Origin of the sequence: Bradyrhizobium zhanjiangense (genome assembly GCF_004114935.1) — a bacterium.
GTDB lineage: Bacteria > Pseudomonadota > Alphaproteobacteria > Rhizobiales > Xanthobacteraceae > Bradyrhizobium > Bradyrhizobium zhanjiangense.
Map to the genome: position 1 here is coordinate 2,597,742 of NZ_CP022221.1, position 26,381 is coordinate 2,624,122.

The 26,381-nt window shown below is 58.7% G+C and carries 21 protein-coding genes, 11 pseudogenes and 1 other annotated feature; of the genes and pseudogenes, 22 read left to right on the forward strand and 10 right to left on the reverse strand.

Annotated elements, in window-relative coordinates; genetic code table 11:
* Positions 1-13: 13 nt before the first annotated feature.
* The 6 genes and pseudogenes from XH85_RS12250 to XH85_RS12275 all read left to right on the forward strand — a co-directional run bounded on the left by XH85_RS12250 (position 14) and on the right by XH85_RS12275 (position 5,593).
* Positions 14-796 (forward strand): SDR family oxidoreductase, encoded by a 783-nt coding sequence (locus tag XH85_RS12250; protein WP_128932039.1) that lies wholly within the window; start codon positions 14-16, stop codon positions 794-796.
* A 251-nt stretch (positions 797-1,047) separates the two neighbouring features.
* Entirely contained in the window at positions 1,048-1,530 is a 483-nt protein-coding gene (locus XH85_RS12255; protein ID WP_245474031.1) for a flavin reductase family protein, read from the forward strand.
* Between the two features lie 1,160 nt (positions 1,531-2,690).
* Entirely contained in the window at positions 2,691-2,924 is a 234-nt protein-coding gene (locus XH85_RS12260) for a hypothetical protein (protein WP_128932041.1), read from the forward strand.
* Between the two features lie 212 nt (positions 2,925-3,136).
* Positions 3,137-4,262: pseudogene (locus XH85_RS12265) on the forward strand (acetyl-CoA C-acyltransferase).
* A gap of 12 nt (positions 4,263-4,274) precedes the next feature.
* On the forward strand, positions 4,275-4,934 hold the full coding sequence (locus XH85_RS12270) for a 3-oxoacid CoA-transferase subunit A (protein WP_476727233.1): 660 nt from the start codon (positions 4,275-4,277) through the stop codon (positions 4,932-4,934).
* A gap of 17 nt (positions 4,935-4,951) precedes the next feature.
* Positions 4,952-5,593: a 3-oxoacid CoA-transferase subunit B gene (locus XH85_RS12275; RefSeq protein ID WP_128932043.1), complete on the forward strand. Its 642-nt coding sequence runs from the start codon at positions 4,952-4,954 to the stop codon at positions 5,591-5,593.
* 734 nt (positions 5,594-6,327) lie between these two features.
* Here XH85_RS12275 and XH85_RS47895 read toward each other — a convergent pair.
* A pseudogene (locus XH85_RS47895) lies at positions 6,328-6,743 on the reverse strand (alpha-hydroxy-acid oxidizing protein); the annotation flags it as partial.
* 209 nt (positions 6,744-6,952) lie between these two features.
* Between XH85_RS47895 and tnpA (XH85_RS47900) the strand changes: the two are divergent.
* Positions 6,953-7,345 (forward strand): annotated as a pseudogene (gene tnpA / locus XH85_RS47900) (IS66-like element accessory protein TnpA); the annotation flags it as partial.
* Positions 7,346-7,390: 45 nt separating this feature from the next.
* A pseudogene (gene tnpB / locus XH85_RS12290) lies at positions 7,391-7,743 on the forward strand (IS66 family insertion sequence element accessory protein TnpB).
* A 92-nt stretch (positions 7,744-7,835) separates the two neighbouring features.
* Here the strand turns inward: tnpB (XH85_RS12290) and XH85_RS46455 are convergent.
* Entirely contained in the window at positions 7,836-8,075 is a 240-nt protein-coding gene (locus XH85_RS46455) for a hypothetical protein (protein ID WP_245474038.1), read from the reverse strand.
* Positions 8,076-8,112: 37 nt separating this feature from the next.
* Between XH85_RS46455 and tnpC (XH85_RS46460) the strand changes: the two are divergent.
* Positions 8,113-8,799, forward strand: a pseudogene (gene tnpC / locus XH85_RS46460) (IS66 family transposase); the annotation flags it as partial.
* A gap of 305 nt (positions 8,800-9,104) precedes the next feature.
* On the opposite strand, the pseudogene XH85_RS12305 reads toward tnpC (XH85_RS46460), so the two are convergent.
* A pseudogene (locus tag XH85_RS12305) lies at positions 9,105-9,773 on the reverse strand (IS110 family RNA-guided transposase); the annotation flags it as partial.
* Between the two features lie 273 nt (positions 9,774-10,046).
* Here XH85_RS12305 and XH85_RS12310 point away from each other — a divergent pair.
* Positions 10,047-11,108, forward strand: a complete 1,062-nt coding sequence (locus XH85_RS12310) for an ABC transporter substrate-binding protein (RefSeq protein WP_128932044.1) — start codon at positions 10,047-10,049, stop codon at positions 11,106-11,108.
* 218 nt (positions 11,109-11,326) lie between these two features.
* On the opposite strand, the gene XH85_RS12315 is transcribed toward XH85_RS12310, so the two are convergent.
* Positions 11,327-12,513, reverse strand: a protein-coding gene (locus XH85_RS12315; RefSeq protein WP_128932045.1) for an IS3 family transposase whose coding sequence is annotated in 2 segments (ribosomal slippage) — positions 11,327-12,261 and positions 12,261-12,513 — 1,188 coding nt in all. Because the reading frame shifts where the segments join, the coding sequence is not laid out codon by codon here.
* 692 nt (positions 12,514-13,205) lie between these two features.
* Between XH85_RS12315 and XH85_RS12320 the strand changes: the two genes are divergently transcribed.
* The 4 genes and pseudogenes from XH85_RS12320 to XH85_RS12330 form a co-directional block, all read left to right on the forward strand.
* Positions 13,206-13,811 carry a cytochrome P450 gene (locus tag XH85_RS12320; protein WP_164940752.1) on the forward strand — a complete coding sequence of 202 codons (606 nt, stop codon included), beginning with the start codon at positions 13,206-13,208 and terminating at the stop codon, positions 13,809-13,811.
* Positions 13,812-14,103: 292 nt separating this feature from the next.
* A complete protein-coding gene (locus XH85_RS12325) occupies positions 14,104-14,424 on the forward strand; it encodes a 2Fe-2S iron-sulfur cluster-binding protein (RefSeq protein WP_128932047.1) in 321 nt (106 codons plus the stop codon).
* Between the two features lie 86 nt (positions 14,425-14,510).
* Positions 14,511-14,870: an FAD-dependent oxidoreductase gene (locus XH85_RS47905; RefSeq protein ID WP_420837877.1), complete on the forward strand. Its 360-nt coding sequence runs from the start codon at positions 14,511-14,513 to the stop codon at positions 14,868-14,870.
* A pseudogene (locus XH85_RS12330) lies at positions 14,843-15,112 on the forward strand (IS256 family transposase); the annotation flags it as partial. The gene XH85_RS47905 and the pseudogene XH85_RS12330, both read left to right, overlap by 28 nt.
* Here the strand turns inward: XH85_RS12330 and XH85_RS47910 are convergent.
* Positions 15,111-15,278, reverse strand: coding sequence for a hypothetical protein (locus tag XH85_RS47910; protein ID WP_128937232.1), 168 nt, complete (start codon positions 15,276-15,278; stop codon positions 15,111-15,113). The pseudogene XH85_RS12330 and the gene XH85_RS47910 sit on opposite strands and share 2 nt — an antisense overlap.
* A 1,137-nt stretch (positions 15,279-16,415) precedes the next feature.
* Between XH85_RS47910 and XH85_RS12340 the strand changes: the two are divergent.
* A pseudogene (locus XH85_RS12340) lies at positions 16,416-16,879 on the forward strand (transposase); the annotation flags it as partial.
* Positions 16,699-16,816: a sequence feature (AL1L pseudoknot), on the forward strand. It overlaps the preceding pseudogene by 118 nt.
* A 156-nt stretch (positions 16,880-17,035) precedes the next feature.
* Complete coding sequence (locus XH85_RS12345; protein WP_128932048.1) at positions 17,036-17,473, forward strand: hypothetical protein; 438 nt, start codon at positions 17,036-17,038, stop codon at positions 17,471-17,473.
* Here XH85_RS12345 and tnpC (XH85_RS12350) read toward each other — a convergent pair.
* The 3 genes and pseudogenes from tnpC (XH85_RS12350) to tnpA (XH85_RS47915) form a co-directional block, all read right to left on the reverse strand.
* Positions 17,474-19,058: pseudogene (tnpC, locus tag XH85_RS12350) on the reverse strand (IS66 family transposase).
* Positions 19,059-19,157: 99 nt separating this feature from the next.
* The gene (gene tnpB, locus XH85_RS12355; protein WP_128931953.1) at positions 19,158-19,508 is read right to left on the reverse strand and encodes an IS66 family insertion sequence element accessory protein TnpB; all 351 of its coding nucleotides are present in this window, start codon (positions 19,506-19,508) and stop codon (positions 19,158-19,160) included.
* Positions 19,505-19,957: an IS66-like element accessory protein TnpA gene (gene tnpA, locus XH85_RS47915; RefSeq protein ID WP_128931954.1), complete on the reverse strand. Its 453-nt coding sequence runs from the start codon at positions 19,955-19,957 to the stop codon at positions 19,505-19,507. The genes tnpB (XH85_RS12355) and tnpA (XH85_RS47915) overlap by 4 nt, the downstream gene beginning before the upstream one ends.
* Before the next feature lie 72 nt (positions 19,958-20,029).
* On the opposite strand from tnpA (XH85_RS47915), the gene XH85_RS12365 reads away from it, so the two are divergent.
* Complete coding sequence (locus tag XH85_RS12365; RefSeq protein ID WP_128932049.1) at positions 20,030-21,463, forward strand: ABC transporter permease subunit; 1,434 nt, start codon at positions 20,030-20,032, stop codon at positions 21,461-21,463.
* On the forward strand, positions 21,406-21,657 hold the full coding sequence (locus XH85_RS45750; RefSeq protein WP_245474231.1) for an ABC transporter permease: 252 nt from the start codon (positions 21,406-21,408) through the stop codon (positions 21,655-21,657). Before XH85_RS12365 ends, XH85_RS45750 begins: the two co-directional genes overlap by 58 nt.
* A gap of 7 nt (positions 21,658-21,664) precedes the next feature.
* Here the strand turns inward: XH85_RS45750 and XH85_RS46470 are convergent, their stop codons facing one another.
* Positions 21,665-21,952: a hypothetical protein gene (locus XH85_RS46470; protein ID WP_245474319.1), complete on the reverse strand. Its 288-nt coding sequence runs from the start codon at positions 21,950-21,952 to the stop codon at positions 21,665-21,667.
* Between XH85_RS46470 and XH85_RS46475 the strand changes: the two are divergent.
* Positions 21,857-22,175 (forward strand): annotated as a pseudogene (locus XH85_RS46475) (ATP-binding cassette domain-containing protein); the annotation flags it as partial. The gene XH85_RS46470 and the pseudogene XH85_RS46475 overlap by 96 nt on opposite strands.
* A 195-nt stretch (positions 22,176-22,370) precedes the next feature.
* The gene (locus XH85_RS46485) at positions 22,371-22,874 is read left to right on the forward strand and encodes a TOBE domain-containing protein (protein ID WP_245474234.1); all 504 of its coding nucleotides are present in this window, start codon (positions 22,371-22,373) and stop codon (positions 22,872-22,874) included.
* A gap of 311 nt (positions 22,875-23,185) precedes the next feature.
* On the opposite strand, the pseudogene XH85_RS12380 reads toward XH85_RS46485, so the two are convergent.
* Positions 23,186-24,165, reverse strand: a pseudogene (locus XH85_RS12380) (ISNCY family transposase); the annotation flags it as partial.
* 248 nt (positions 24,166-24,413) lie between these two features.
* Between XH85_RS12380 and XH85_RS12385 the strand changes: the two are divergent.
* Both XH85_RS12385 and XH85_RS12390 read left to right on the forward strand, forming a co-directional pair.
* The gene (locus tag XH85_RS12385; protein WP_128932051.1) at positions 24,414-25,466 is read left to right on the forward strand and encodes a polyamine ABC transporter substrate-binding protein; all 1,053 of its coding nucleotides are present in this window, start codon (positions 24,414-24,416) and stop codon (positions 25,464-25,466) included.
* 82 nt (positions 25,467-25,548) lie between these two features.
* Positions 25,549-26,373: an ABC transporter permease gene (locus XH85_RS12390; RefSeq protein ID WP_128932052.1), complete on the forward strand. Its 825-nt coding sequence runs from the start codon at positions 25,549-25,551 to the stop codon at positions 26,371-26,373.
* Positions 26,374-26,381: the final 8 nt, after the last annotated feature.

The window sequence follows — 26,381 nt, forward strand, 5'->3', positions numbered from 1 at the left end:
AAGGAATAAGATAGTGGATCTCGGAATTAAGGGCCGCCGCGCCATCGTTTGCGCCTCTTCCAAGGGTTTGGGACGCGCCTGTGCGATGGCGCTGGCGAGTGAGGGCGTCGATGTCACTCTGACAGCGCGCGGAGCGGAGGCGCTGACAGCGACCGCGCACGAAATCCGCAAAGCCAATCCCGGCGTTACCGTGACCGAGGTGGTCGGAGACATTACCACTCCCGCGGGCCGCGAGGTTGTGCTCAAAGCCTGCCCAGATCCGGATATTCTCGTCAACAACGCCGGCGGGCCGCCGACCGGCAATTTTCGTGACTGGACCCGCGACGACTGGCTCAAGGCCCTCGATGCCAACATGCTGACGCCGATCGAGCTGATCAAGGCAACGGTCGACGGCATGATGGCGCGTAAATTCGGTCGCATTGTCAATATCACCTCGTGTACGGTGAAGGCGCCGATTGACAGTCTCGGCCTCTCCAACGGAGCGCGTGCGGGCCTTACAGGCTTCATCGCAGGCTTAGCGCGTAAGACGGTTATCAATAATGTCACCATCAATGCGCTGCTGCCCGGCCCGTTTGCGACAGATCGTACGCTCGGCCCCGCAAGAGCCGAAGCTGAAAAACTCGGCATCACGCTGGAGCAACGGCTCGTCGAGCGCACCAAAACCAACCCGGCCGGCCGCCATGGAAAACCCGAGGAGCTCGGTTTGTTCTGCGCGTTCCTGTGCGGAGTAAACGCCGGTTTCATCACCGGGCAGAACATCCTGCTCGATGGCGGCGCTTACCCGGGAACATTGTAGGTTGCTGCAACTTCCTCCTTCGGTTGTTCATGGGGCATTCTACGAGTACGCATCGGGGTTTTTACACGATTGCTCGAGAGTTCCGAACGGCCCCTAGACCGCCTCCACTTCTTCCATCGACGGAAGCGACATGGCTATCCGCTGCCCTGGACTTGTTGTCGTGATGGATTTCGTAGTCAATTTGATATGCGTTAGACGCGAGCAGGCGGCATGAGGCGATCCACAGCAAGCTTATGCAGCAAGAGGTAACCATGCAGACCATTTCCGACGCAAAGACATTCTGGCGCGCGCTGGGTATGCGAGCAATTGGCGCTGCCGTTGTGACCGCGCGCGGCTCATCCGGGCCCGCCGGCTTTCTCGCACTCTCGGTAACTCACCTTACTTTCGACCCGCCAACCATGCTGATCTCGATTGGCAAGACGACCTCGGCGCTTGCGGCTGTGCTTGAAGCCAAGCACTTTGCGATAAACTATCTGCCCGTTGGAACGGAGGAGCTTGCGCGCAACTTTGGCGGCCAGGGCCCGCTCAAAGGCACCGACCGCTTTGTCCCGGATCAATGGACGACGCTCGCGACGGGAGCGCCAATATTGAAATCGGCCGTGGGCGTTCTCGACTGTGAGCTCGAGGAAACAATCGAGCGCTTTGAGACCGTCATTGCGATCGGACGCATCGCAGCCTACCTGCAGGCGGAGAAGGTCAGTCCACTAGTTACCTTCCGCGGTGGGTATCTCTGACGGAGAATTTTCCAAGTCTAGTAATTACCGCAAGATCGGGAATCCACTCACCTAACGTGAAACGCGAGATTGTTTATTTGGCAAGGATGGTGCTACGGCCTCAAGCCATGCAGTCACCGAGCGAGCGACGGCTCGCAACTCACGCTCCGAAAGGCGCTGATGCCGCTGTCGTGCATTCGATGATGATCATTCTCTTGAGTTCTTAGCAGGCGCCGAGCGCGCATACCTTCTCGCGCCACGGTGGGATCGGTGAGCGATGTCCGTTCGAAGGGGTTCGCGCCAGTCACGCGCAGCCGCTGATCGAGGGCTGCCAACAGCCGGCAAATTGGCGAGGAAGCCGTCCCGCTCATCGCGCCGCTCCCTGTCTCGCAGAATGACTTTCCGTGGTTTTCGACGCCGTGAACCTTCGTGATATACGTCGGCAGATCTAGACTCATTCGAGCTGCACGATCATCCTTTAGCGCAGTTTTAAGCTCGCACCTCGCCGAGGGAGTCACATCTGATCTCAACGAGGCAAATCTGAAAGGACGTTGCTCGGCAACGAAGCGGGGCGCCTCATTCGGCTATCTCTACCTTTGGTTCGGCTGCAGAGATCCGCGACCGCGGCGAACTGATCGCTAATGCTCGCGCAAGTGCTGAATTTTTTAGCTCGCAGTCAGATGTACCATGGCAATGAGGTCGGGAGCTATCGTACCCGCGATATCGTTGCCCCCGTTACGTACCGGCCCTTGCCGGCATCTTCCCAATAAGGGTGTTCTTGCCTCATCGATGCGGCCCTTCTCGAACTACCGAAGAAGAGAACCGTACGGCGGCCCCGCTACATGACGCCTATACTACCTACAGTCGAGACATGATGCGATTATCAACCGTTTATCGAAATCGAGAACGACGCGCTGCTCGACCAGGCGCCTGTCTCCCACTTAGGCTGAGACAATCAATCGCATAAAAGCGCGCTCCTTCACCAACAGGATGCAGTTTTTCACCGAAACGAAGTTCAACGTTGGAGAACTTCAGCTCAGAAGCTTCGATAATATTACTGCAATAAATGGAACAGAGTCTCTTAGATTAGCGCGGACTGCGCAAGTCCTCCACATAGGAATGTGTCCAGCAGCTCGCAAGAGCGAACGTAGAACACGCTCGCAGTGAAAGGATGTTTCCGGATGCCGTACTACAATTTTGATCTTGTAGTTGGCCATGAGCACAGGACTCAAGGCGGCCTCATTCTAGAGAACATCGAAGTTGCTTCCGATCGAGCCAATCAACTCGCGACTGAACTTCGTATTGTGTATCCAGAGCTACAGGACAAGGGCTGTGCGGTTCGCGTCACTGGTTACGATGACACTGAGGTCTATCGCACGCCGCTCGACCAGAGCCCATCATGGCTCAGGGGGTAGCTCTAGCCGACGTGAGATTTGCATATATCGTTCGGTCGGTGACTACATCTTCTCGGTACGGCCGTGCGTCACAAGCATCCAGGTCTCTTTCGTCAGACTCCAAGCGAGTGCCTCGATGTCTCGATGCAAATCGCAGAATGCGTCAGCCACAAAGCTGAGACTAAAGATCAATAACGTCTGATGTACATGATCATCAGAGGAGAATGACCAGAGTGACAGACGTTTTCATCTGCGACGCCATTCGCACGCCAATCGGACGGTATGGCGGCAGCTTGGCTGGCGTACGCCCCGACGATTTAGCAGGGACCGTTATTGCGTCCAGCGAGGACAGTCGCAACGTCGGCCGTATGGCGGCTCTGCTCGCAGGCCTGCCGCTCATCGTTTCCGGTCTAACGGTAAACCGTTTGTGCGCTTCCGCGATGGAAGCAGTCGGCATTGCGGCCCGATCGATAAGAGCGCGCAACCTGAACATCGCCGGCGGGGTGGAAAGCATGAGTCGTGCGCCATTCGTGATGGGCAAGGCCGAAACCCCATTTTCGCGTAGCTGTGAGATATTTGACACCACCATTGGCTGGCGTTTCGTCAATCCAAATGAAGACGATGTATGGCGTGGACTCAATGCCTGAGACTGCCGAGATGCTTGCGAGCAAGTACTTCATTACCGAAGACTTAGACTCATCCGCATTGAGAAGCCAACGGAAGGCGATTGCCGCTCAGAAGAGCGGTCGCTTGGCCCAAGGGATCGTATCGGTCGCGATTCCCCGCAAGAAAGGTGATCCAACAGTCGTCGACCGAGACGAACACCTTCGCCCCGATACCACCTTGAGCTCATTGGCTGGGCTAAAGGGTATCGTGCGCCCCGATGGCACGCAGACTGCGGGCAATGCGTCGGGAGTCAACGACGGGGCTGCCGCGCTGCTGCTCGCGTCAGAAAAGGCGGTCAGAGATTTCGGTCTTACCCCGCGTGCCCGGGTCCTTGGCTTTGCATCGGCCGGGGTGGCTCCCAGAGTCATGGGGATCGGCCCAGTTCCGGCGGTGCGCCGCCTGCTGAACCGCATAGACATCAGTCTCGACGACATTGACGTGATCGAGTTGAACGAAGCTTTCGCTGTTCAAGGGCTGGCCGTGCTGCGCCAGCTAGGTATCGCTGACGATGACATGAGGGTCAATCCGAACGGCGGCGCAATCGCACTCGGCGACCCGCTGGGTATGAGCGGTGCCCGCGTTGTCGCGACCGCCACCACACAATTGCGGAACACTGGTGGGCGATATGCGATCTGCAGAATGTGTGTCGGCGTGGAGCAGGGCGCAGCAGTCTTGCTCGAACGCGCTGAATGAGGAACTACCATGATCGACAAACAGTATTCGACGGCTGCGGCCTGCGTCGCAGACATACACAATGGGGCCACAATCCTTGTCGGTGGCTTCGGCGGCGCAGGCATGCCTACCCTATTGATCGAAGCTCTCATCGAGCAGGGAGCCAAGGACCTAACAGTGGTTTCCAACAATGCTGGTAACGGAACTACCGGCCTTGCCGCTTTATTGAAAGCGGGGCGCGTCAGAAAAATTCTCTGCTCTTTTCCCCGGTCGGCAGACTCGCAAGTCTTTGATGATCTCTATCGCAGCGGGCGTATCGAACTCGAACTGGTGCCACAGGGTAATCTTGCCGAGCGCATTCGCGCCGCCGGCGCCGGCATCGGCGCTTTCTACTGTCCTACCTCATTCGGGACGCCTTTGGCACAAGGCAAGGAGACGCGGGTGATAGCGGGCAGGTCGTATGTTCTCGAATATCCCATCAAAGCGGACTTCGCACTGATCAAAGGAAAGACCGCGGACCGCTGGGGCAACCTGACGTACCGCAAGGCAGCCCGCAACTTCGGCCCCGTGATGGCGCCTGCTGCAGAGGTAACCATCGCCGAGGTGACTGAAGTGGTGCCGCTGGGCGAGATCGACCCCGAAGTGGTCGTGACACCTGGTATCTTCATCAACCGTTTCGTCATTGCGGACTAGAAGGCGAGGTAGCGGGTATGACCTATACAGCATGGACTCGCAACGAGATCGCTCAGTTGATTGCAGCCAATATCCCCGAGGGATCGGTGGTCAATATTGGAATCGGCATGCCGGAGTTAGTGGCCAACTATCTGAAGCCTGAAAAGGATATAATTCTTCATAGCGAAAACGGCATCCTGGGAATGGGCCCTATGGCGGCAGACGCACAGGTGGACGGGGATCTGATCAATGCCGGGAAGAAGCCCGTCACACTTATGCCAGGCGGGTGCTTCTTTGATCATGCAATTTCATTTGGCATGATGCGAGGTGGACATCTCGATTTCGCCATTCTCGGTGGGTTGCAGGTATCCGAAACGGCTGACCTGGCCAACTGGTCAACGGGCGAGACCAACGCCATTCCAGCAGTCGGTGGCGCCATGGATCTTGCGGTGGGCGCGAAACAGGTCTTCATAATGATGGAATTGCTGACAAAACAGGGGCAATCCAAACTGGTTCGTCGTTGCACCTACCCTTTGACGGGAGTGGCATGTGTTAAGCGCGTTTACACCGATTTGGCCGTGTTCGATCTTACGCCGAACGGCTTCATGGTACGTGCCATGGCGCCCGGCATGACCTTGAGGCGACTTCAGGAGCTGAGTGCGCTTAAGCTCAATGAGTAATGCTTTTCGCCTGCTCGCAGATTTTCCGTTAGGTCAATTTTGATAGGGGCACTTCCATTTCCCTTGCTCCGAAGCGGCTGCCGGGCAACCACATTCATGCAATCGTCGCAACATCGGCCTCAACAGAGCCTGACATCGACTGAAGTAGCCTGACCAGCGCAAATCGGCTATTGGGTTCTGACGCCGAATGGCAACCGGACGCATCCATCGTGCAGCCGACGAACACGTACGGCCGCTCAAACCAGCTGTTCGATCGCCCCGGACGTGCTCGCCAAAACGCGGGGAACTGCGGCATCCATTACCCATTTGCTTTTGCGCTTCGCGTGCTCACGACGAGCTTTCGACCAACTGTATTGATGCATGGAACTCCTGTGCGACTCAGCTTACCCGCGTCGCTCATCACTCGGTCGGCATCTAAGCATGTGGCAAGGACTTGGACTCAATCTACCAGAGCTGCGTCTCCTCCAAGAAGCGCAAGGCATCACCATGAAGCTACCATAGCCGAGGTCGACTAGACCACGCGATTGCCATCCATACTGGTATCGCGATGACCAACTTCCGAGATTTCGCGAGTCATGTCGCGAATCTGGACTCCGAGATGGAGGTGCCGCGGGTTGGCGTCGTGCACGCTCCTAGCGTGCCGGGCGAGAATGATCGCTGAAGATCGAAGTTAACGATTGCTAGTCTGCCACTTTTTGAGGCGGGCACGCCGCAAGACGTTCTTCGTCTTGCCATCAAAAAGCGCGGTCCGAGATCCGAGATCGGCGATTTTGGTAGCGCCTCATCTGGGCCATGGTTATGTCGATCTCGCGGTGAAAGATCGGAAGAGCCTTCGCGGCGCCGGCCGCTCCGGCGGCAGTGACGCCATATAGCGTCGGACGGCCTTGGAAGACGAACTTGGCGCCCATGCAAAGGGCGATCAGCGCGTCGTGTCCGCGACGGATGCCACCATCGAGCATCACCGTCATTCTATTGCCCACTGCGTCACTGATCGCGGGTAGACGACCAACGGTGCCGGAGCATTATCGAGGTGGCGCGCTCCATGGTTTGAGACGATGATGCCATCGACGCCAAGTGAGTGCGCGCGGATCGCATCTTCGGGGTGCATGATTCCCTTGGGTGCGAAAGTGCCCTTCCACAACTCGCGATAGCGCTCGACATGCTCCCAGGTTAGTGGTGCGTGTGAGTGATGGGCGACGTTGTCAGCGCTGGCGTCGGGGCCGGCGTACTTGGTTCAATTGTCGAAACAAGGTCACCGGCATGAGCCCCCCACCTGGGGATCGCGCGAATGAGCTGCGATACAGCCGGGTATGACCTGTCTTTTGGAGGTGGGCTATGGCAGATGCCATGCATGAAGCCATGCTTGATGCCAGGCAGGAAGGCGGCGCCTATCGTCGGATCGAGGTGATCACGGCGCAGCGTCGGCGACGGCACTGGACGGCGGAAGAGAAGGCCCGGATCGTGGCGGAGAGCTTCGAGGAAGGGGCCAATATTTCCGAGGTGGCTCGGCGCCATGGCGTTGTCCGTGGGCTGCTGACGGTGTGGCTGCGCAAGTTCGCGACGGCAGCGAGCTTTCAGGCGCCAGGCTTCGTGCCGGTCCGGATCGGTTCCGAGAGCGGACCGGCGACGGCAGACGAGCCGGACCGGTTAGCGTCCGCGCATAAGGTGCTGCCGCAGATGGCATCGCCCGCAGGCAAGCTTGGCGGGATGATCAGGATCGAGGTGGGCGGGGCACGCATCCGGGTCGAGCCCGGGAGTGGAGCTAGCGACGCTTTCGACAGTGCTTCGGGACATCCGTTGATTGCATTACGGTCTGACCTCAAGCTGGTGCTGGCGGCACAGCCGGTCGACTTTCGCAAGTCGGTGCACACGCTGTCGGCGCTGGTGAGCGAAGCGTTGCGCGCGAACCCATACTGCGGCGACGTTTTCGTGTTCCGCAGCAAGCGCATGGACCGAGTGAAGCTTCTGGCGTGGGACGGCAGCGGCATGGTGCTGGTGACGAAGTGGCTGCACCAGGGGCGCTTCACCTGGCCGCTGATCCGCGATGGCGCGGTGCATCTCTTGCGACGCAGCTCGCGATACTGCTCGGCGCGCTGGAGTGGACGCGTGTCTCACCCAAGCCTGTGAAGCAGCCGGCGGTTGTCGGCTGAGAGGTGAGGATTTCGCTGAAGCCTGTGGCGCGCGGATGTATCGGTTGATCATGGCGATTCGCCCCGACGCTCTCCCGACCGATCCAGCAGCGCTAACCGAGATGGTGCTCGCGCTTGACGCCGAGAACGAGAAGCTGCGCGTGGCGGTGCAGACGCTCAAAGAGATGATTTTCGAGAAGCGCTCGGAGCGGCTGGCGGTGATCGTGGCCGAGCAGCTCGCGCTCGGACTGGACGATCTCGCGACCGGCGTCACACCACTTGCGCCAGCCAACGACGGTCCGCCTGCGACGAAGCCGGCTGGGGAAGCCACGCAAGAAGGCGAGGCGCAACATCGGTGCGCTGCCCAAGCACTTGCCGCGCTGCGAGCAGGTGGTCGAGCCGGACACGACAGCGTGCCCGTGCTGTCAGGGCGCTCTGCACAGGATCGGCGAGGATGTGAGCGAGGTATTGGACGTGATCCCGGCGATCCTGCGGGTACTGCGCACGGTTCATCCCAAATACGCCTGCCGCGGTTGCGCCGACGGCGTGGTCCAGGCGAAGGTGCTGCCGCGTTTGGTTGAGCGCGGAATGATATCGACGGTACTGGTGGCTCACGTGGTGGTCTCGAAGTTCGCCTGGTATCTGCCGCTGTACCGCCAGGTGCAGATCCTGGCCGGCCAGGGCGTCCATCTCGACCGCGCGACGCTCGCCGGTTGGGTGAAGCGTGCGGCATGGTGGCTCAAGAGCCTTTATGAGCTTCAGCTGCGGATGATCCAGGCTTCGCCGCGGCTGTTCTGCGACGAGACGCCGATGCCGGTGCTCGATCCCGGACGACATCGCACTCGTATCTGCCAGTTCTGGGCGCATGCGATGGATGATCGCCCATGGGGCGGCCCATCGCCGCCGGCGGTCGCCTATGTGTTTGCCGATGGCCGCGGCACCGAGGAGATCGCCGGGCAATTGACCGGCTTCTCCGGCATTCTGCAGGTGGATGGCTATGCCGCCTACAAAACGTTTGCTCGCGGTCATGGCGGCGCGATCCAGCTCGCTTTTTGTCTCGCCCATGCCCGCCGCAAATTCGTCGAGGTGTACGCGATGCAGTCGCCGTTCGCTCACGAAGTGATCGAGCGCCTGCAACCCGAGACGGCGCGCGCGATTGCACGAACTGCTCCCCTGGAACTGGAAGGCGGCCCGCGAGCTCAGTGCACGGGAGGCTGCATGAGCCGGCGCCGCCGTTCATCATCATCATCATCATCTTCGTCATCGATGGCGGCAGCCGCGATGCCGCTCGACGAGCTTGAGCCTTGGCTGCACGGCTCGCGCCGAGCAGCATCCCGTCGCCATGAGTCTTCCCATGCTCGACGGCTATGTCGCCGCGATCGTGGACCAACGCCTGGCACTGTCATCAGCCGGCTACAGACCGCATCGTCACGCACAGTTGCCAGCACAGCTTTGTGTAGCCTTCCGTACTCCGCCTTCAAGGCAGATCGCGCCGAAAGCATCGCACCGGCAATGCGCTCTAATGTCGCCTGACCAGCCACCAACTCTCGGATCCGCGCTTCGAAATTCCTCCGCGTCACCGGGCCAACCTTCAGCCCGAAGCCGCGCAAAATCCCTCGGATGCTTAATTCCACATCGATGAGTCGCCCAAGAAGCTGTTTGCGTGCGATCAGGAGTGCCCGGATCTCCTGCGCACCGACCGACTTTGCGTGTACCGGCTGGAACCAGCCCATCCGAATCAACTGGGCGATCCCGCGGGCATCCTTGCGATCCGTCTTGACCGTCATCGCCGATAATGCGGCCTTTACGTGCCGCGTTTCCAGTAGAACCGTTTCGAATCCTGCTTCTCTCAGCCCCGCATGCAGCCATTGAGACAGCGGCCCAGCCTCCAGCCCGATCTGCTTCACTGCAAAGCCGAGCGTCTCAAAAAACTCAACTAAGGCGTCGGGTTCGCTTGCGACCTTCGCCTCCCTCAGGACCTTACCCTGGGCATCCACAACACACACGCTCGACAGTTCCAATGACACGTCGATTCCGGCATAGTTCTCCATGGCTGTCCTCCGTCTCTAGATGCTTGGGGCCGACTCAAGTCGTGACCCCGTTTCATCATCTATCGGGGGACAGCCACCATCATGACCCCTTGCTCGGAGCAGGGCCCATTACGGCATCTAGTTAGTGACAGGGGGCAGAACTCGCGTGGTATTTCTGCGCAATATCCCCAATTGTGCGGTAAATGCGGCGATGTTCCGTAGTTTTTGATGAAATCATGCTTTTCGCGTTGATAGGGTCTGTGAGTGATTGAGCAACAATCCAGGGGGACGTCCATGAACAAACGCATTGCAAGATTTTCACGCCGTGGCTTCCTTGCAGGAGTGGCCGGGGTGATTGCAGCGCCGACGGTACTCAAGACCTCGGCCGTGGCCGACGAGTCCAATTCGCTTGCAGTCACAGGATTGGGCGGGAGTTGGCAAGAAGCCTACACCAAGAACGTCACTAAGCCTTTCAGCGATGAAACGGGAATTAGTATTAGGTTCGTGCCAAGTCCTGGCATCAACAAAATTAAGGCAATGCAGCTTACGGGCAATATCGGAATTGACGTTTATACCTGCACCGACGCGGAGGCCGCTTTTGGGTCGAAGCAAGGATTCTGGGAAAAGCTTGACCCTTCCTTGTTTAATTCGAACGACCTAGTTGTTCCTCCAAAAGACGACGCTGTCGCCGAATATCTCTACACCGCAGGTATTGGATGGGATCCCAGCAGATTTGGCCCCGGAAAACATCCAGCTACCTTTGGTGATTTCTACGACATAAAGAAGTTTCCAGGGCGCCGCGCGCTTAACAAGTCACCTAACGGGACATTGGAGGCAGCTCTGCTAGCCGACGGGGTGACTCCAAAGGAAATGTACCCTTTGGATTTGGACCGGGCCTTCAAAATGCTCGACCGACTCAAGCCCAGCATCGCCACCTGGTCGTCGAATGCCACTCAATCATCCTCTCTTCTGCAGACTGGCGAAGTCGACTTCAGTATTACCTTTCCGAGTCGAGTAAGACCGACGACGGAACCCGGGGGCGGAGTGCCACTCGCGTTCTCGTTTGATCAGGTCACGCTTTCCAAGGCTTTCAATGTCGTCGTCAAGGGCACGCCGAATAAGGCAAACGCGATGAAATTCATCGCGTACACGCTCCGACCGGAAGTTCAAGCGCGCCTACAAAATGAAGCTGTGTTGACGCCCGTGTCCAAAAAGGCCATGACGATGTTGTCGACGGCGGCTCTGAAATGGCAACCGGATCTGACCAACCCCAATAACCTCATCGTCAACGAGACGTATTGGGCGGACAATTTGGATGCAGTCAACAAGCGCCTCCTAAATTGGATACTAACCTGATTGCCTTTTGTGTGCTGGAGTGCGGCCTTCTGCGCTCCAGCCCACCATGCTCAAGCGCATCGCCCAATCTGATGGAAGGTCCGCCTATGGTGGCCCTAGAGAACCAGGAATATTAGATCTAGTTTGCGCTTAGTTGGCGCCCAGAACCGCAGGGCGATCCATTGAGCGCCAGCGAATGTTCGCTTTCGCTTTGTCGATGGTGACCTGCCACTGCATTTTCATCCAGCGGCAGTTAGAGTCTTGAGGTTTTGTACGCCAAGTGGCGCGGATGGAGCAACGGACGATCGGCGGAGCTGGTCGGGGTTGCGCAGCCGATCGTCCGTTGCGGTGAGGTGGGCGGCGTAGGCCGCGGGGGTCAGGTATTTCAGCGACGAGTGGGGACGCTGGAGATTGTAGTCGGCGACCCAGTTGGCGATCTTGGCGCGGGCGTCAACGAGATCGAAGAACAGGGTCTCGTTGAGTAGCTCATCGCGCATCCGGCCATTGAAACTCTCGACGAAGCCGTTCTGCATCGGCTTTCCCGGCGCAATGAAGTGCCAATCGATGGCTGCGTCCTTGCACCAAGCGAGCATGGCGTTGCAGGTGAATTCGGTGCCATGGTCGGACACGATCATTCCTGGCTTGCCGCGTCGCTCGACGATTGCCGTCAGTTCGCGGGCCACGCGCCGCCCCGAGATCGACGTCTCCGGAATGGCGCCCAGGCATTCCTTGGTGACGTCGTCGACGATGTTGAGGATGCGGAAGCGTCGGCCATTGGCGAACTGGTCGTGGACGAAGTCCAGCGACCAGCGCGCGTTCGGCCTCGCCTCGACCAGGATCGGGGCACGGGTCCGCACGGCCTTGCGGCGAGCCCGCCGTTTGCGGACGGTGAGCCCTTCCTCGCGGTAAAGCCGGTAGATCCGGTTGATCCCCGAGGGCTCGCCCTCCCGCCGCAGCAGGACGAACAACCGGCGATAGCCGAAACGCCGCCGCTCGTTGGCGAGATCGCGCAATCGGCCACGCAGAACTGCGTTCGGCGGGCGGCTGAAGCGATAGCGGATCATCTTCCGATCCGCCCCCACAATCGAGCAGGCCCGCCGTTCCGACAGGCTCATGACGGCCTGCAGATGCGCGACCGCAGCGCGCTTGGCGGCGGGCCCTACCATTTTTTTGAAAGGAGCTCGCGAAGTGCGGCCGCATCGAGCATCTGCTCGGCCAGAAGCTTCTTCAGCTTCGCGTTCTCCTCTTCCAAGGCCCTCAGCCGCTTCGCTTCGGAAACGTCCATGCCGCCGAATTTGGCCTTCCAATTGTAGATCGTCGCCTCGGAAACACCGTGCTTGCGAGCCAGGTCGGCTGTCTTCGCCCCAGCCTCATGCTCCTTCAATACCGCGATAATCTGCTCTTCCGTGAACCTTGCTCGCTTCATCTGTCCGTCCTTCTTCGGGCCGGACTCTAACTCCTTCTGGAGGAAATACGCAGTGGCAGGTCAATGGCAAGCTTCGCGCGTGTCGCCGGACCGCGTAGTTCCACGCCCCAGTGGGCTGGTGGCCGAAGAGCAGCGCGCGAGGTAGAGATGATACCCATCTCTGGCAGGATATGCTCTTGCGGCCACTCTCAGGAGTTCCAGGACCGCCGCCCACCGAGCTCGCGATACAGGATGAGAATATCATCGGCGCAACGAGCGCATTCTATCGCAGCTCTACCAGCTGTCGGCGACTGAAAAAAGCCGCACGCGAAAGATCGGCGCCGAATTTCGAAGGTGGCGAGCACCAATTAACCGATCTCGGGCGTCGTTTCTCGCTTACTCTCTTACAAATAAAGGCTAAAGGATCCGGTCAAGGAAATAGGTATGAATACAGCCGCTATTTTGCCGTCTTCCCCAGAGTGGTCCATGCTGTCGCTCGCCAACGAGGACCCAGTTCCGAGCTATGTGCTATTGCGCAAGAGGCTTGCAAGGCGATTGAGTCGGATGAGGACACATATCGGGATTTTTTTTGCAGATGAGCCTCCTCAAGTGCACGACTTCAAGGGAGGCGAGACCGGTATTTCCAGCCAGCTAAGAGTGAGAAACACACGCGTATGCGTCGGGTTTACCTCAAGCTCCTTGGTGCTCCGGTCATGCCCCGATATCGTGACAAGCATGTCATCCCTGTCATCAACGACGCAATCGATCGTTTCGCCAGCAGGGGGAGCGCCGAGCTGGTCCGTGAGCTTGCAGACGAAGTGCCGAGCCGGGTCATGGGATCGCTTTTCGACCTTCCCTGGAGGGGCGACGCTCTGATGGCCAATATCTTCCGGTGGCATAGGGATATCGTGGCTTGCGTCGGCATGAAATACACCGGCGAGCAATTGACGCGGAAGGCGAAGGCTGCGTCCGACGAGTTGAACCAGGTTCTCCTGCCGCGGGTACTCGAGCGAAGGGGTAACCGGGGGGATGACTTTATCAGCTGGTTTTGGTCGCGAGCCGAGGAGGAATACGGTGAAGTCGGTGTAGAAGTCGTCTTGGCGCATACGAGAGAGTTGGCCCTTGGCGCGGGTGAAACAACCGCGAATGCCATTGCCAATACGATTTATCTACTCTTGTCTGAACCCGCGGTGCGCGAGACGGTGACCAAAGATCAGGAAGGTGCTCTTAGCGCGCTCGTCGAAGAGACATTGCGGCTGGATCACTCCAGTGGCGGTTCAGAAATGCCAATCGAGACGTGTCGCTGGCCGGCACAATGATCAAGAAGGACGACTCGATTTGCCTTTTGCATGCCGCAGCGAATCGAGACCCTGAACGCTATGCTTGCCCACGTATGATCGATTTGAAGCGAACGCGACCAACCGATCACTTGGCGTTCAATGTCAGTCGGGCATACAACTTGCGCGACTTGAAATCCGCGAGTGCGTCAAAGCACTCATCAATCGCCTTCCAAATCTGCGTCTTGATCCGGCGAAGGAGCCACCGCGGTTTCGTGGTTTTTCTCATCGCTCATATGGTCCCTTACATGTGCTGTTCTAGGAACGCTTCACAATGAAGGTAATGATTTACGACCAAGAGGGCACGTTAACCGTACTCGATGAGCCGAGCGCGAAAACTCTAATGCAGGCGATTCGTGAGGGGGGACTGAACATAACAGCGCAGTGTGGAGGCTGTGCGTCCTGCGGGACTTGCCATGTGTACGTGGATGAAGCCTGGTTCGCTAGACTCGAGCCTGTCAGCGAAACCGAAGACGCGATGTTGGAGCTCGCCGAGGACCGCAAAGAGAACTCGCGGCTTTCCTGTCAGATCGAGCTCTCCGCCGAATTGGACGGGTTGACAGTAACGCTGGCACCTAGTGCCGGATTCGGATAGGCCGGCGATCGCGGCCACAGCATCCACCAGAAGTCCAAGGCTGATCGACTGGATCAGTCTGTCCGCATCCTCATTCTGCAAATTCTATGCGTCAACGGTTGCTGATTGTCGGCGGTTCCTATGCCGCATGTGAACTTGCGTCACAAGCACGCGAGAGCGGATACGGTGAAGCCATAACTATTGTGAGTGAGGAGCCGGAGCTGCCCTATCACCGGCCGCCGCTCTCAAAGGCTCACCTGAAGTCCTCGTCCGAAGGGACAATGCCTCTCAAAGCGGAGAGCTTTTATTCAGCTAACAGCGTCGATCTCGAATTGCGCTTCGAGCTATCGCTGAAAGTTGGTGACGGCGGGAGTTGGAAAGGCGGCATATCGTGGGGGTGCTTGACGCCTCCACTTCTCCACCGAAGGAGCGATATGCGGTGTCCAAAGATAACATCATCAAGCTGATTCAACCAGGAAACGTCGACGATCAACTCACCGAAATCTTGCGCAATGGGGCGCGTGCTCTGTTGGCCCAGGCGGTCGAGGCCGAGGTTGCGGACTTTCTCGGCAAGCATGCCGATTTGAAGACCGCGGACGGCCACCAGCGCGTCGTGCGCCACGGTCACCAGCCGGAACGCGAGGTGATGACCGGTATCGGTCCGGTCGCCGTCCGCCAGCCGCGTGTACGCGATCGCGAGGTGGACGCTACCGTAGCCTTAGCGCTTTGGCGTCGAGCAGGTTTATGGTGTGAGGCGTCTCTGGCAAGAGCGCAACCAGAATTTCCGCACTGGATAGCGCGACTGCTAGATTATCCAGGCCTGAAAGGCAGCGGACTCCCGAGATTTCTCGTGTGTGCCGACTCCATCCAATCACGCGAAAACCTAGACCTGAAAGCGCAGTTGCAGTAGCTGCCTAGCTGCCCAAGACCGAGTACGGTGACTGACCTGTCAGTCGCAAGGGGTGGAATATAACGTATCCATCCCGCGGGTTTTTGACAGACATAGCGATCACTCTCCAAATGAGAGCGCATTACATGAGCCACAACCCACTCAATCATGCCTTGCCGGAGTCCTCATCAACCATGCGACACAGTGGAGCCCGTCAGCGTCGGGTTATTTATGATCTTCTCGACACCCGCGCAGAGGCACAATACAGCTTTTGTATTAATGAATGGACGGAAATCCTCCGTGGGGCCACCTGGCGCATAAACGATATAATCTACCATCTGCGGTGAGACGATCTCAGGTGAGACATCTATTTTGCGCGACTTTAACGCCGCTATGATAGGTCCCTGTACTTTGAATACAGGTCCGAGGTAACGTTGAAAAGTAAATGGATTGGAGCAGTGCGGCTAACTGGGGCCATTGATTTCTACCTAGGCAACGTTGCCCTAAATTGATGTTTTTGCCGAAGCGCTGGGCTCAGAAACGAAGTCCTGGTCGGGAATGCTACTCGTTCGCGTCCTTGCGGCTTCATTGGACTGCTGAGCGGCGGGCGACCAGATAGATGCCCTTGCTACCGTTCATGAATAAAGCGCCCCGCGTCAGCTTCGATTGCCGCGAATTGAAACGGTCGATTGCGAACCGAAGAGGGCGCAGATAACAGTGACTAGATGGATCTTCCACTGCAATTTTGGGGCGTTTATAGCCGGATTGCTGCTTGTCAACGGCACCTTGCGCACGAAATCGCCTTCCGACTCGGGCAGTACAGTTCATCGATGTCTTCTGCGGCAGCCACAATCACGCCAATCGCTGGTCATGAATGGTGCGTTGTATCGCTGCGATTTTCGACGCATTCCTATGTTGGCGCTCCACCGCGTGCCGAAGTTCAATTGAGTTTGCGAGGCGGCCCCTTGATATTGCGATAGGCGCTTCGCGGTTCAGCTTAGGTGAATGCGTGAGGGGGCAGAATCAAAGTGTGGAGCGGAGAAGCACTGATTTCACGCGCGCCGCCGACGCTCTGAACCGCCTCGGGTTTGCCGGAATCTCCAACTCCTGAGAGCATCGAGCCATGACAAGCAAGACGACGAACCAGTGTTCCCCGAGGTCCGAGCCCGTGCGGTTCGGATGGTTCTGGATCACGCCAGCGAGCATCCTCCGCGCTGGGCCGCGGTGAGCTCGATTGCAGGCAAGATTAGCTGCACGCCACAAACGCTGCATGAGTGGGTCAAGAAGGCCGAGATCGACAGCAGGCAGCGAGCCGGCGTTCCGACCAACATGGCCGAGAAGCTGAAGGCGCTGGAACGGGAGAACCGAGCGCTTCGGCCGACCAATGAGATTCTGCGCAAGGCGAGCGCCTATTTTTGCGATGGCGGAGCTCGACCGCCGGTTCGAGCCATGATCGCCCTCATAGATGACCATCGTGGGGCGCATGGGGTTGAGCCGATTTGCAAGGTCTTGCTGATCGCCCCCCCGACCTACTACGCCGATGTCGCCAAGCGGCGCGATGCGGCCAAGCTGTCGCCGCGCGCCAGGTAGATGCCGCGTTGAATCGTGAGCGTCACGAGAGGATCACCGCGCCCGGCCTTGACTTGCGCGGAATGCTTTGGATTGCCCGATCGAGGTGATTGACGCTGCCGTTGCGTGATGATGGGGTGATCGCGGGTTGGAGCGGGCAACGGGGACCTCGGAATGACCAGCGAGTCGCAGCTGCGCGAGAAGCTTCGGAAGATCGAGGCGTTGTTCGCGGGTGCGGGAACTGCTGGTGAGCGCCTTGCGGCGGAAGCTGCGCTGCAGCGGGTGCGTGCCCGGGTCGAGGAGCTGGCTCGCCACGATCCGCCGATCGAGCAGCAATTCTCACTTCCTGACCAGTGGTCGCGGCACCTTTTTCTGGCGCTTTGCCGTCGATATGGACTGCGGCCGTTTCGTTATCACCGGCAGCGACGCAACACCGTGATGATCCGTGCGTCACGAGGCTTCGTCGACAAAGTTCTGCTGCCGGAGTTCACCGAGCTGGAGAGGGCGTTGCAAGTCTATCTGCACGAGATGACGCTGCGCGTGATCCGCGAGGAGATCTATGACGACGCCAGCGATGCGCAGGAAGTTCCAGATGCTCTGCCGTCGAACTGATCAGGCGGCGAGCTTTGCCTGCGAACTGTCGCGCTCGGCCTTCCAATTCCACGGCAACAGCATGTGCAGCTGATTGATCTTTGTACGTCCAGAGACGATGCGCTCGAGAACATCGGTCAGATAATGCCGCGGGTCGAGGTCTTGCAGCTTTGCCGTGTTGATGAGCGACGCGAGAATGGCCCATGTCTCGGCGCCGCCTTCACTGCCGGCGAACAAGTAGTTCTTCCTTCCCAGGCCTATTGGCTTGATGCTGCGCTCGACCGTATTGCTGTCTATTTCAATGCGTCCGTCGTCGATGAAAGCGCGTCAGGCCGTCCCAATGGTTGAGGGTGTAGCGGATGGCTTTGCCCAGACCGGACTTCTTCGAGACTTCCAGCAGTCGCGCCTCGAGCCAGGGTTTGAAGTCCTCGATCAGCGACCTGGTGTCGGTTTGCCGCACCGCAGCCCGATCCGCCGCCGGCAGACCGCGGATGCGATCCTCAATGGCGTAGAACATCGCGATCCGTTGCAGCGCTTCCGTGGCAATCGGCGACTTCGTCGCGACGTGAACGTCCCAGAACTTCCGCCGCGCATGCGCGAAGCAGAACGCCAGCTGCACCAGAGAGCCGCCGTTCCTGATCAGGCTCTTGTAGGCGGCATAACCGTCGACCTGCAGGATGCCGTCGTAATCTCCAAACAGCTGCCTGGCGCGGATCGCCTTGCGATCCTCGGCGAACACGTAAACCACCGCCGGCGGCGCCGGGCCGCCCCACGGACGGTCGTCGGTGGCGATCGCCCAGAACTGGCAGACTTTGGTCCTGCCACGGCCGGGATCGAGAACCGGCAGCGGCGTCTCGTCGGCAAACAGCCGCGGGTAGGACATCACTTTGTCGCGCAACAGCGTGTGAAGCGGCTTCAGCCACCAGGCGGCGCGGCTCATCCACGAGGCCAGCGTCTGCCGGTCGAGCGTGATGCCTTGGGCGGCAAACATCTGTTCCTGGCGATACAGCGGCAGCTGGTAGCCGTATTTCATCACGGCGATGTGGGCCAGCAAGGCTTCCGTCACCATTCCACCGTCGATCGCCTGGGCCGGCGCGGGTGCCTGTACCACACCCTGGCGGCATCCCCGGCACCCGTACCGCGGACGCACAATGCGCTTGACCCGGTACTGCATCGGAATGACGTCGAAGGCTTCCTTGACGGTCTCCCCGATCTTGTGCAGCCGCTCGCCGCAGCAGGAGCAGATGTGGCTCTCGATATCGATCACGACATCGATGCGCGGCAAATGCTCCGGGAGGCTCCCCCGGTTGCGTCGCGCCGATCGCTTTCCACGGCCCTCCGCTCCGTCAGGCAGCCTGCCTCCGGTCACGTCGTCGTTGGTGGCGGCACGAGCCGCCTGTGCCGTGATGGTGAAGAGAGACAGCTGTCCGGGATCCAGTGTCTCGGAGCGTGGACCGAAGATCGTGCGCTTGTACTGGGACAGGATCATCAGGAGCTTGTCGTTCTCCTGGACTGCAGCGTCGCGTTGGGCGATCGCCGCATCACGCTCGGCCGAAAGCGTGCTGCATTCCGCCGACAACGCCGCAAGCCGTGACGACAGCGTCATCACGGTTTGTCGCAGCAATGCTGGATCGGAAGGCAAATCACTCATGCAGAGTGATTCTACAACAGCTCCGCATGAGTGACGAACTACTATCGATACGGATCAACCAGCTCGTGATGGCTGATCCACAACACGCATCGGCACACGCTTCCAGTCTGAGCCATCGAGCAGCACCGAGAGCTGAGTATGAGATAGCGGCATGACGCCTTCCTTGATCGGCGGCCAAGTAAACTGTCCTTCGATTCTCTTGTAGTAAAGGACGAGGCCGCTTCCGTCCCAGGTCAGGATCTTCACGCGATCCCGGCGCTTGGAGCGGAAGACATAAAGTCCGCCGTCGAACGGATCGGCTCCAAACGCCTCGCTCACCAGCATCGCCAGCGAGTCCATGCCGCGACGGAAATCGACCGGCTGCGTCGCAATCCAGATCGACAACCCGGGTCGCAGCCCGATCATCGGCCAACCGTCCCGACTGCGGCCAGCACCTCGCACAGCGCCCGCCGGTCGACCGTCCCCCTGACGCGGATGCGAACCGCGCCGACCTCGATCTCGATCGCCGCCTGCTCCTCGCACGACGGCAATGTGCCCCTGCAGCCGGTGATCGCGACCGGCACAAAGCCAGCTGGTACGTCTCCGGCCAAGCGATCCGCGACCTTCGCCCGTGTCGTTTGACGACGCCACAGAAACAACAGGCTTGGGCTGATGTCATGTCGCCGCGCCACCGCGGATACGCTTGCACCAGGCGCAAAACTCTCCGCGACAATCGCCCCCTTCGCATCGGTCGACCAGCGCCGGCGCCGGCCGATCCCGGTGATGATCTCGACACGTTGCAGCGTATCGGCGCCGTCTTCGAGGATAGGCGTATGCCTATCCTTATCGCCATCCCTACGACTATCCTTTGACATGGTGACCTCGTGACCAACATTCCACGAGATCTTCCTAACCGACCAGATCAGCCCTCAGCACGTGGTCCCTGGATGACGCTGACGGAGCTTCTATTGCTCTCATTCGGGATGCCAAAGTGGACCCTGGCGAATTTCCTGCGGATTGGTGACAATCCTGCCTACATTGTTGTGTTGCGGAACACGCTGGAGATCGGCGTAACTGTGACGGCGCTCAGCTTCGTGCTCAGCTACCCGATCGCCTACTCTCTCGCAACAGGCGGACCAGTGCTGCGCACGTTTCTGATGGTTGCAGTCGTGCTACCCTATTTCACGAGCGTTCTAGCGCGGACCTTCTCGTGGGTCGTCCTCCTCGGACGCAACGGCATCGTCAGCCAGATAATGCTCGAACTCGGCTGGGTCTCGCAGCCGGTTCCGATGCTCTACAACCGATTCGGTGTGATCGTCGGTATGACTCACGTGATCATGCCGCTAATGATCTTGCCGATGCTGACGGTCATGGCGAGCATAGATCAAAAGCTGCTACGAGCTGCGAGGGCGAACGGCGCGAGCCCAATCGCCGCCTTCCTCACAATATTTCTGCCGCTCAGCCTTCCGGGTGTCGTCGCGGGGGTACTGCTGGCGTTTATCTGCTGTCTGGGCTTTTACGTCACGCCCGCACTACTCGGTGGTCTGTCGGATGTCATGATCACAATGGAGATTAGCGCTCAGGTCGTTGATTTGCTCAACTGGAACTTCGCTTCCGCTCTTTCCATGGTTCTCCTGGTAACGGTCCTAATTTTCTTATGGATCGGCTCGCCTTTTTTTCCGATTGAGCAGCCTTTGGGATTCTCTGATGACAAGGTCGGATCGAAAGCCATTGGCCGGCGCCAACTCGGCACCCACTGGTTGATGGGGGGCGGCTCTGTGGCAAACGCGCTTGACCGCTGGCTCCCCTCCATGGGAGGCCGAGGTGTTCCGATTTTTGCAGGCTTCCTGGCAGTACAGCTTCTGCTGCCGGTACTGATTGTTGCGTATTTGTCATTCAGCGCTTCGTCCTACTTCGTCTTCCCGGTGCCGAGCTACTCGTTGCGCAACTATCAAACCTATCTTTCCGATCCGCTCTGGCTCCGCGCCACTTTCGTTAGCATCCGTATTGCACTCATGGCGGCGGGCATGGCGACCGGCATGCTCGCCTTCGGCTTATCGCGCGGTGGCATTCGCGGTCGCGGCGCGATGATCGCCCTTGTTCTCTCGCCGATCATTTTGCCGACCATTGTAGTAGCGGTCGCGACTTATTTCGTGCTGGTGCGAGCAGGGCTTCAAGGTACGGAATTCGGTTTAGCACTTGGTCACGCGGTTCACGCCATCCCCTTCGTGGTGGTGATCGTCGTTGCCAATTTGCGCGACCTCAACCCGACGTACGTGCCGCCCGCAGCCTTGGCGCCGGTCCTCTGGTCACCTTCCGCACCATCATCGTGCCGCTCGTCATGTCGGCGCTCATCGTCGCCGCCTTCTTCGCCTTCCTGACTTCGTTCGACGACGTCGTCTACGTGCTATTCCTCGGTATCGGAAGGCTGACCACATTGCCCATGCGAATGTGGGAAGGGATCAGGCAGGATATAAACCCCACCATTGCGGCCGTGGCCACACTGCAGATGGTGTTCGCAGCGACTGTGATTGTTGTGAGTGCCGTGCTGGGGCGCGGCAAGACTACCCGATGACTCAGACCTATCGAACAAACGAAGAGAGACGCATGTACTCAAAGTACTCTTTGGAGCTGAAGTGTTGATGAACTCGAGGGCGAGCGGCACTCACGTGAAAACCGGCGGCATTGCGCTGCAGAACCTGCAAAAGCGGTATGGTGGCGTCACCGCGATCGACGATGTCGATCTTTCTATCGCGCCCGGCGAGTTCATTTCGTTGCTCGGTGCCAGCGGCTCCGGAAAAACAACGACTCTGATGATGATCGCTGGTTTCGAAATGCCGGACACCGGTCGGGTGCTGCTGGACGGACATCACGCGCTTGCCACCACACCGTCGCGAACTCGGTGTGATTTTCCAGAACTATGCTCTCTTCCCGCATATGACGGTCGCCGAGAACGTTGCCTACCCGCTTCGTATGCGGCGCGTGGCTAACCAGGAGGTCGAAAGCCGCGTGCGCCGGGTCCTCGATCAGGTGCACCTCGGTGCTTTAACCTCACGTTACCCGCACCAAATGTCCGGCGGGCAGCAACAGAGAGTAGCGATAGCCCGTGCACTTGTTTTCGATCCGCCTGTTCTGCTCCTTGACGAGCCGTTGGGCGCTCTCGACAGGAAGTTGCGCGAGCATCTCAGGAACGAAATCAAGACTCTGCACAGGGAAGTCGGCAAGACGATGGTCTACGTGACGCACGATCAGGATGAAGCGCTGGCCATGTCCGACCGAGTCGCCGTGATGCACGAGGGCCGGATTCGGCAGGTCTCTACACCACAGGAGATCTATCGCAAGCCGGCCGACTTGTTCGTGGCAAGTTTCGTCGGTGAGGTCAATCTTATACCCGCCAAACTCAGATCCGGCATCGTCCACGGTCCTGCAGGCGAGACGTTGCCTGCCGCGCAGTGGACCGGTGCGGACGGAGATGGGACGCTTTGTGTGCGGCCCGAGCATTTGCGTCTCTCCGCCGGAACCTCAGGTGGGATACTGGGACGTATTGTTGAAAAGACGTTCGTTGGCGACGCAACGATCTTCAACTTCCGCAGCGAGTCGGGACTACAGCTGACGTCGAAGGGGCTGAACCTGTCCACTGAAGCAACGCCCCGCATTGGCGATGCCTATGTTGCGTCCTGGGTTGCGAATGATGCAACCATTCTCCCGAATAGCCGGAACGGCCCCATGGGGCGATTGGCAATCGACCTACGGCGCGACAATCTGGGTGGACATTCGTATTGCGGCATGTAGCGATGTTCCCGATAAACCTATTGTTGCCTCATCTATTTTGCTCCCTAGCCAGGGAGCGAAGGAAGCCGGTCGCGCAACTGGGCATTTCGAGCGCGCCGATGTCGCGCTCGGTCCTCGACCGAGCGCTTGCAAAGCCAACAGACCGGTGATCGAGCGTGGTCAAGGCCGCCAGCCGCCGAAGGCGGTGGCGCAACGCGCCAGCCTTGAGCACGGTCGATCACCGGTCTACTTCGCACCGCCGTTCCTTCATCCAGCAGCGGCGGGCTTTCCGGTGATGTGACGATCACGTCGCTTTGTGCCGCGTTTTCCCCAGAGCCAAACACCAGTGCGCTTGCTTGCTCTCTGCGCCACAATTTTAGACGACGTTGAAGAGTTCGGAGTACTTTGCGCGGATAGACCCTGGGGTTTTCTGCCTGAAGGTTGGACAGGAGTTCGCTGCTGGTCTCGAACCATTCGCGCCGCTGTGGCGTAGCCTTGACGAGCGGATCAGGGCATCGCCGCTCTCGCTTCGGCTTCTCAATTGCCCTGTCGGTCGGCGTCCCATCTTTCCACGCGATTCGCAAGCTCGACAAGAACTGTTCGATCGGCGGCATAGCAGTTGGATGGCTTGCTGGGGCGGCGTCCGTCAGATTGGCCAACTGCTCCTGCACGGCTCGGATATCGCCCAGTAAGGCGACCGGATCCACGCCGGCATAGAATTCATTGACGCGGGCGCGGACGGCATCAGGTGTTCTTGCTTCGGCAACCAGCCGCTGATGTGGGGTCGCGGGGGCGCTGTACGTTTTGTGGACACGCGCTCCGTCGCGTTCCTTTCGTACCAATTTGAACGATGGCTGGAAAAAGTTCACCAACATGCGAGCCGAACGGTAAAGCTGAGCCAGCAAAGCGGCCGCTTCGAGCCCCTCGAATCGACGGTAGCCGACCATTCGGCGGACCACTGCTCGACAAAGACCTGATCATTCTTGCGGTAGGGGCGACAGCGCGTGAAGACGCCTCAGCCTGTTCGCAATATTCTTTCAAGGTCTCATTCATGAACATAGAGTGGTTGTCGGTGTCCAGCCCCAGGACCGCAAACGGTAGCGTTTACCAAGTTCGGTCAGAACCGTGCTCAACAACCTCTGTTCGCGCACCAGAAGTGGCGCGCATTCAGTCCAACCGGTCGCGATGTCCGTGAGACCGAGCGTCCCCGCGCCGAAGGACCGCTGTGAGCAACAAGATCGGCCTCGACGAAACCGGGCGCAGGATCTCCCCAAGCCGCTGAAAGAGGAACAAGGATGCTGCGTCGCAGAGCACTTGCTACAGCGTTAGCGCAGAATTGGTAGGCGATCGTCGGCCGCCGCCTCACTTGCGCGATTACCGCCGATGACAAGTGCGCCCCTGCCGCTCACGACCGAAGTCATGGTTAAAAACCCAAAGAAAGAAATGCAGCATTGCTGCGCCATATGGAAGAGCATGCGGTAAATCTGCTCTGTTCCCAAAAACTCGGCGAAATCATGCGCGCCCGCTTGTGCTAAATAGCATCAAAGAGGGGGACCGTCCATGAACAAGCGTTTCACAAAATTATCACGCCGCACCTTCCTTGCCGGCGCCACCCTCCTTGCAGCGCCGACGGTGCTCGGGGCTCGACGTGCTGCGGCCAAATCCGATTCAGTAACGATTTCCAATTTTGGTGGATCTTATCAAGATGCCAGCATTAAAGCGGTGTACGATCCATTCACTCAGGAAACGGGAATCAAGGTCAACATTACCCCTTGGCCGGGACTCGACAAGGTCAAGGCTATGCAGCTCACGGGTAATATCCAAATGGATGTTTTTATAGGTTCAAGCAACGACTCTGCGAGCGGATCCAAGAAGGGCTTCTGGGAGAGTCTGGATCCTTCACTGTTCGATGCCCCGGACATGGTAATTAAGCCGGATAGCGACTACGTCACATTTGAAACGTACGCCCAAGGCGTCGCATGGGATCCGGCGAAATACAGCCAAGGCAAACATCCGGCGACGTTCGTTGAATTCTTCGACATGCAAAGGTTCCCCGGACGCCGCAGTTGTCCAAAAAAACCCGGAATGCTGGAGCTGGCGCTTCTCGCTGACGGCGTTGCGGCGCAGGATATCTATCCTTTGGATTTGAATCGTGCGTTCAGGAAGCTCGATTCGATCAAGTCGAATATTGTATGGGCAGATAACACTCCACAAACGATCTCTTTATTGCAGACTGGAGAGGTCGATTTTGGAATCAGCTTCAACAATCGGGTCAAACCGACGACCGAACCGGGCGGCGGCGTGCCCCTGGCTTTCTCCTTCGAGCAGTGCGTAATTGCTTCCGATTGTCTCTCAATCCTCAAGGGCGCACCCAACAAGGAAAACGCGATCAAATTGATCTCCTATTACCTGCGCCCTGAAGTGCAGGCGAGATTTTTTAATATGGTGCCACTCGCACCGGTATCCAAGATGGCCGCAACGATGTTGTCACCCGAGACGCGCAAATGGCAGCCGGACTCGAGTAAGCCCAACAATCTCGTCGTTGATGCCGTCTACTGGGTGGATAAGTACGATGCGGTAATGCGCCGGTTCCTGGAGTGGACGATGACCTGATCGCGTCTGTCGCCGCCGTTGTGGGTCAATTCACCTCGTATCGGAACTCGATCAAATTGTGCGGGCGAGCCAAGGACCGATCATGAACTCAACAAGCAGCCTGCGCGCGCAGGCCATATTCATGTCGCCAGCCACTATGATTGCCGTGGCGATCGTGGTGCCGCCGCTTCTGTACGTCCTCTTCACCAGCATCCATGGGTCAGCATTGTCGCTGGCTGAGTTCGATGCCGTTCTGACCAGTAGTTTGTTCAGGAATACGCTGAGCAACACGCTGTTTGTTACCGGCTTGTCGTCATTGCTAAGCTTGCTACTGGGATTCATCGTTGCGTTGCACCTTTCGCGTCAGCCTGCGCGGCGAAGAAGATTCCTGATGATCTTGGTGCTGCTGCCGTTCTGGACCAGCGTGCTGGTCAAATGCTTCGCATTCATGGTTATTCTTGGGCGCGATGGGATCGTCAACACAGTCCTGAGTTGGGCCTTTCAAACAAAAGTCCAGTTGCCGCTTGTCTTCAACACGGTCGGACTCATGGTCGGTATGACCAATTATCTCGTTCCGATCGTCGTCCTGCCGGTTCTCGCCAGCCTGCTTGCGATCGAACCCGCGGTTTACCGCGCGGCCTCGATCATGGGTGCCAAGCAAGCCCGGATGTTCTGGACAATCACAGTGCCCATGAGCCTGCCGGGCGTATTCGCTGGCCTCTTGAGCGTTGTCGTTCTGTCGCTCGGTGCCTTCATCGTCCCCGCCTTGCTGGGTGGGCCGCAGCACATGATGCTATCGAATCTCGTCAACTTCTACAATCGGGAGGTCTTAGACTGGCCGAAGGCCTGCGCAATCAGCATCGTGCTGTGCGGCACGGTCATTATTTTTGCCGCGCCCCTGGCGTTTTGGCGCGGACGTAAGGTCTAGGAGGCGTC

What these genes read in the sequence shown, in the direction of transcription:
- XH85_RS12345 (WP_128932048.1), top strand. Translation starts at nt 17,036, where the DNA reads ATGACCAGCGAGTCGCAGCTGCGCGAGAAGCTTCGGAAGATCGAGGCG.
- XH85_RS47905 (WP_420837877.1), top strand. Translation starts at nt 14,511, where the DNA reads ATGCGTCAACGGTTGCTGATTGTCGGCGGTTCCTATGCCGCATGTGAA.
- XH85_RS12390 (WP_128932052.1), top strand. Translation starts at nt 25,549, where the DNA reads ATGAACTCAACAAGCAGCCTGCGCGCGCAGGCCATATTCATGTCGCCA.
- XH85_RS12255 (WP_245474031.1), top strand. Translation starts at nt 1,048, where the DNA reads ATGCAGACCATTTCCGACGCAAAGACATTCTGGCGCGCGCTGGGTATG.
- XH85_RS12310 (WP_128932044.1), top strand. Translation starts at nt 10,047, where the DNA reads ATGAACAAACGCATTGCAAGATTTTCACGCCGTGGCTTCCTTGCAGGA.
- XH85_RS12320 (WP_164940752.1), top strand. Translation starts at nt 13,206, where the DNA reads ATGCCCCGATATCGTGACAAGCATGTCATCCCTGTCATCAACGACGCA.
- XH85_RS12325 (WP_128932047.1), top strand. Translation starts at nt 14,104, where the DNA reads ATGAAGGTAATGATTTACGACCAAGAGGGCACGTTAACCGTACTCGAT.
- XH85_RS12365 (WP_128932049.1), top strand. Translation starts at nt 20,030, where the DNA reads ATGACGCTGACGGAGCTTCTATTGCTCTCATTCGGGATGCCAAAGTGG.
- XH85_RS12260 (WP_128932041.1), top strand. Translation starts at nt 2,691, where the DNA reads ATGCCGTACTACAATTTTGATCTTGTAGTTGGCCATGAGCACAGGACT.
- XH85_RS12385 (WP_128932051.1), top strand. Translation starts at nt 24,414, where the DNA reads ATGAACAAGCGTTTCACAAAATTATCACGCCGCACCTTCCTTGCCGGC.
- tnpA (WP_128931954.1), bottom strand. Translation starts at nt 19,957, where the DNA reads ATGTCAAAGGATAGTCGTAGGGATGGCGATAAGGATAGGCATACGCCT.
- XH85_RS12275 (WP_128932043.1), top strand. Translation starts at nt 4,952, where the DNA reads ATGACCTATACAGCATGGACTCGCAACGAGATCGCTCAGTTGATTGCA.
- XH85_RS46470 (WP_245474319.1), bottom strand. Translation starts at nt 21,952, where the DNA reads ATGTCCGTCCAGCAGCACCCGACCGGTGTCCGGCATTTCGAAACCAGC.
- XH85_RS46455 (WP_245474038.1), bottom strand. Translation starts at nt 8,075, where the DNA reads ATGTTGCGCCTCGCCTTCTTGCGTGGCTTCCCCAGCCGGCTTCGTCGC.
- tnpB (WP_128931953.1), bottom strand. Translation starts at nt 19,508, where the DNA reads ATGATCGGGCTGCGACCCGGGTTGTCGATCTGGATTGCGACGCAGCCG.
- XH85_RS46485 (WP_245474234.1), top strand. Translation starts at nt 22,371, where the DNA reads ATGCACGAGGGCCGGATTCGGCAGGTCTCTACACCACAGGAGATCTAT.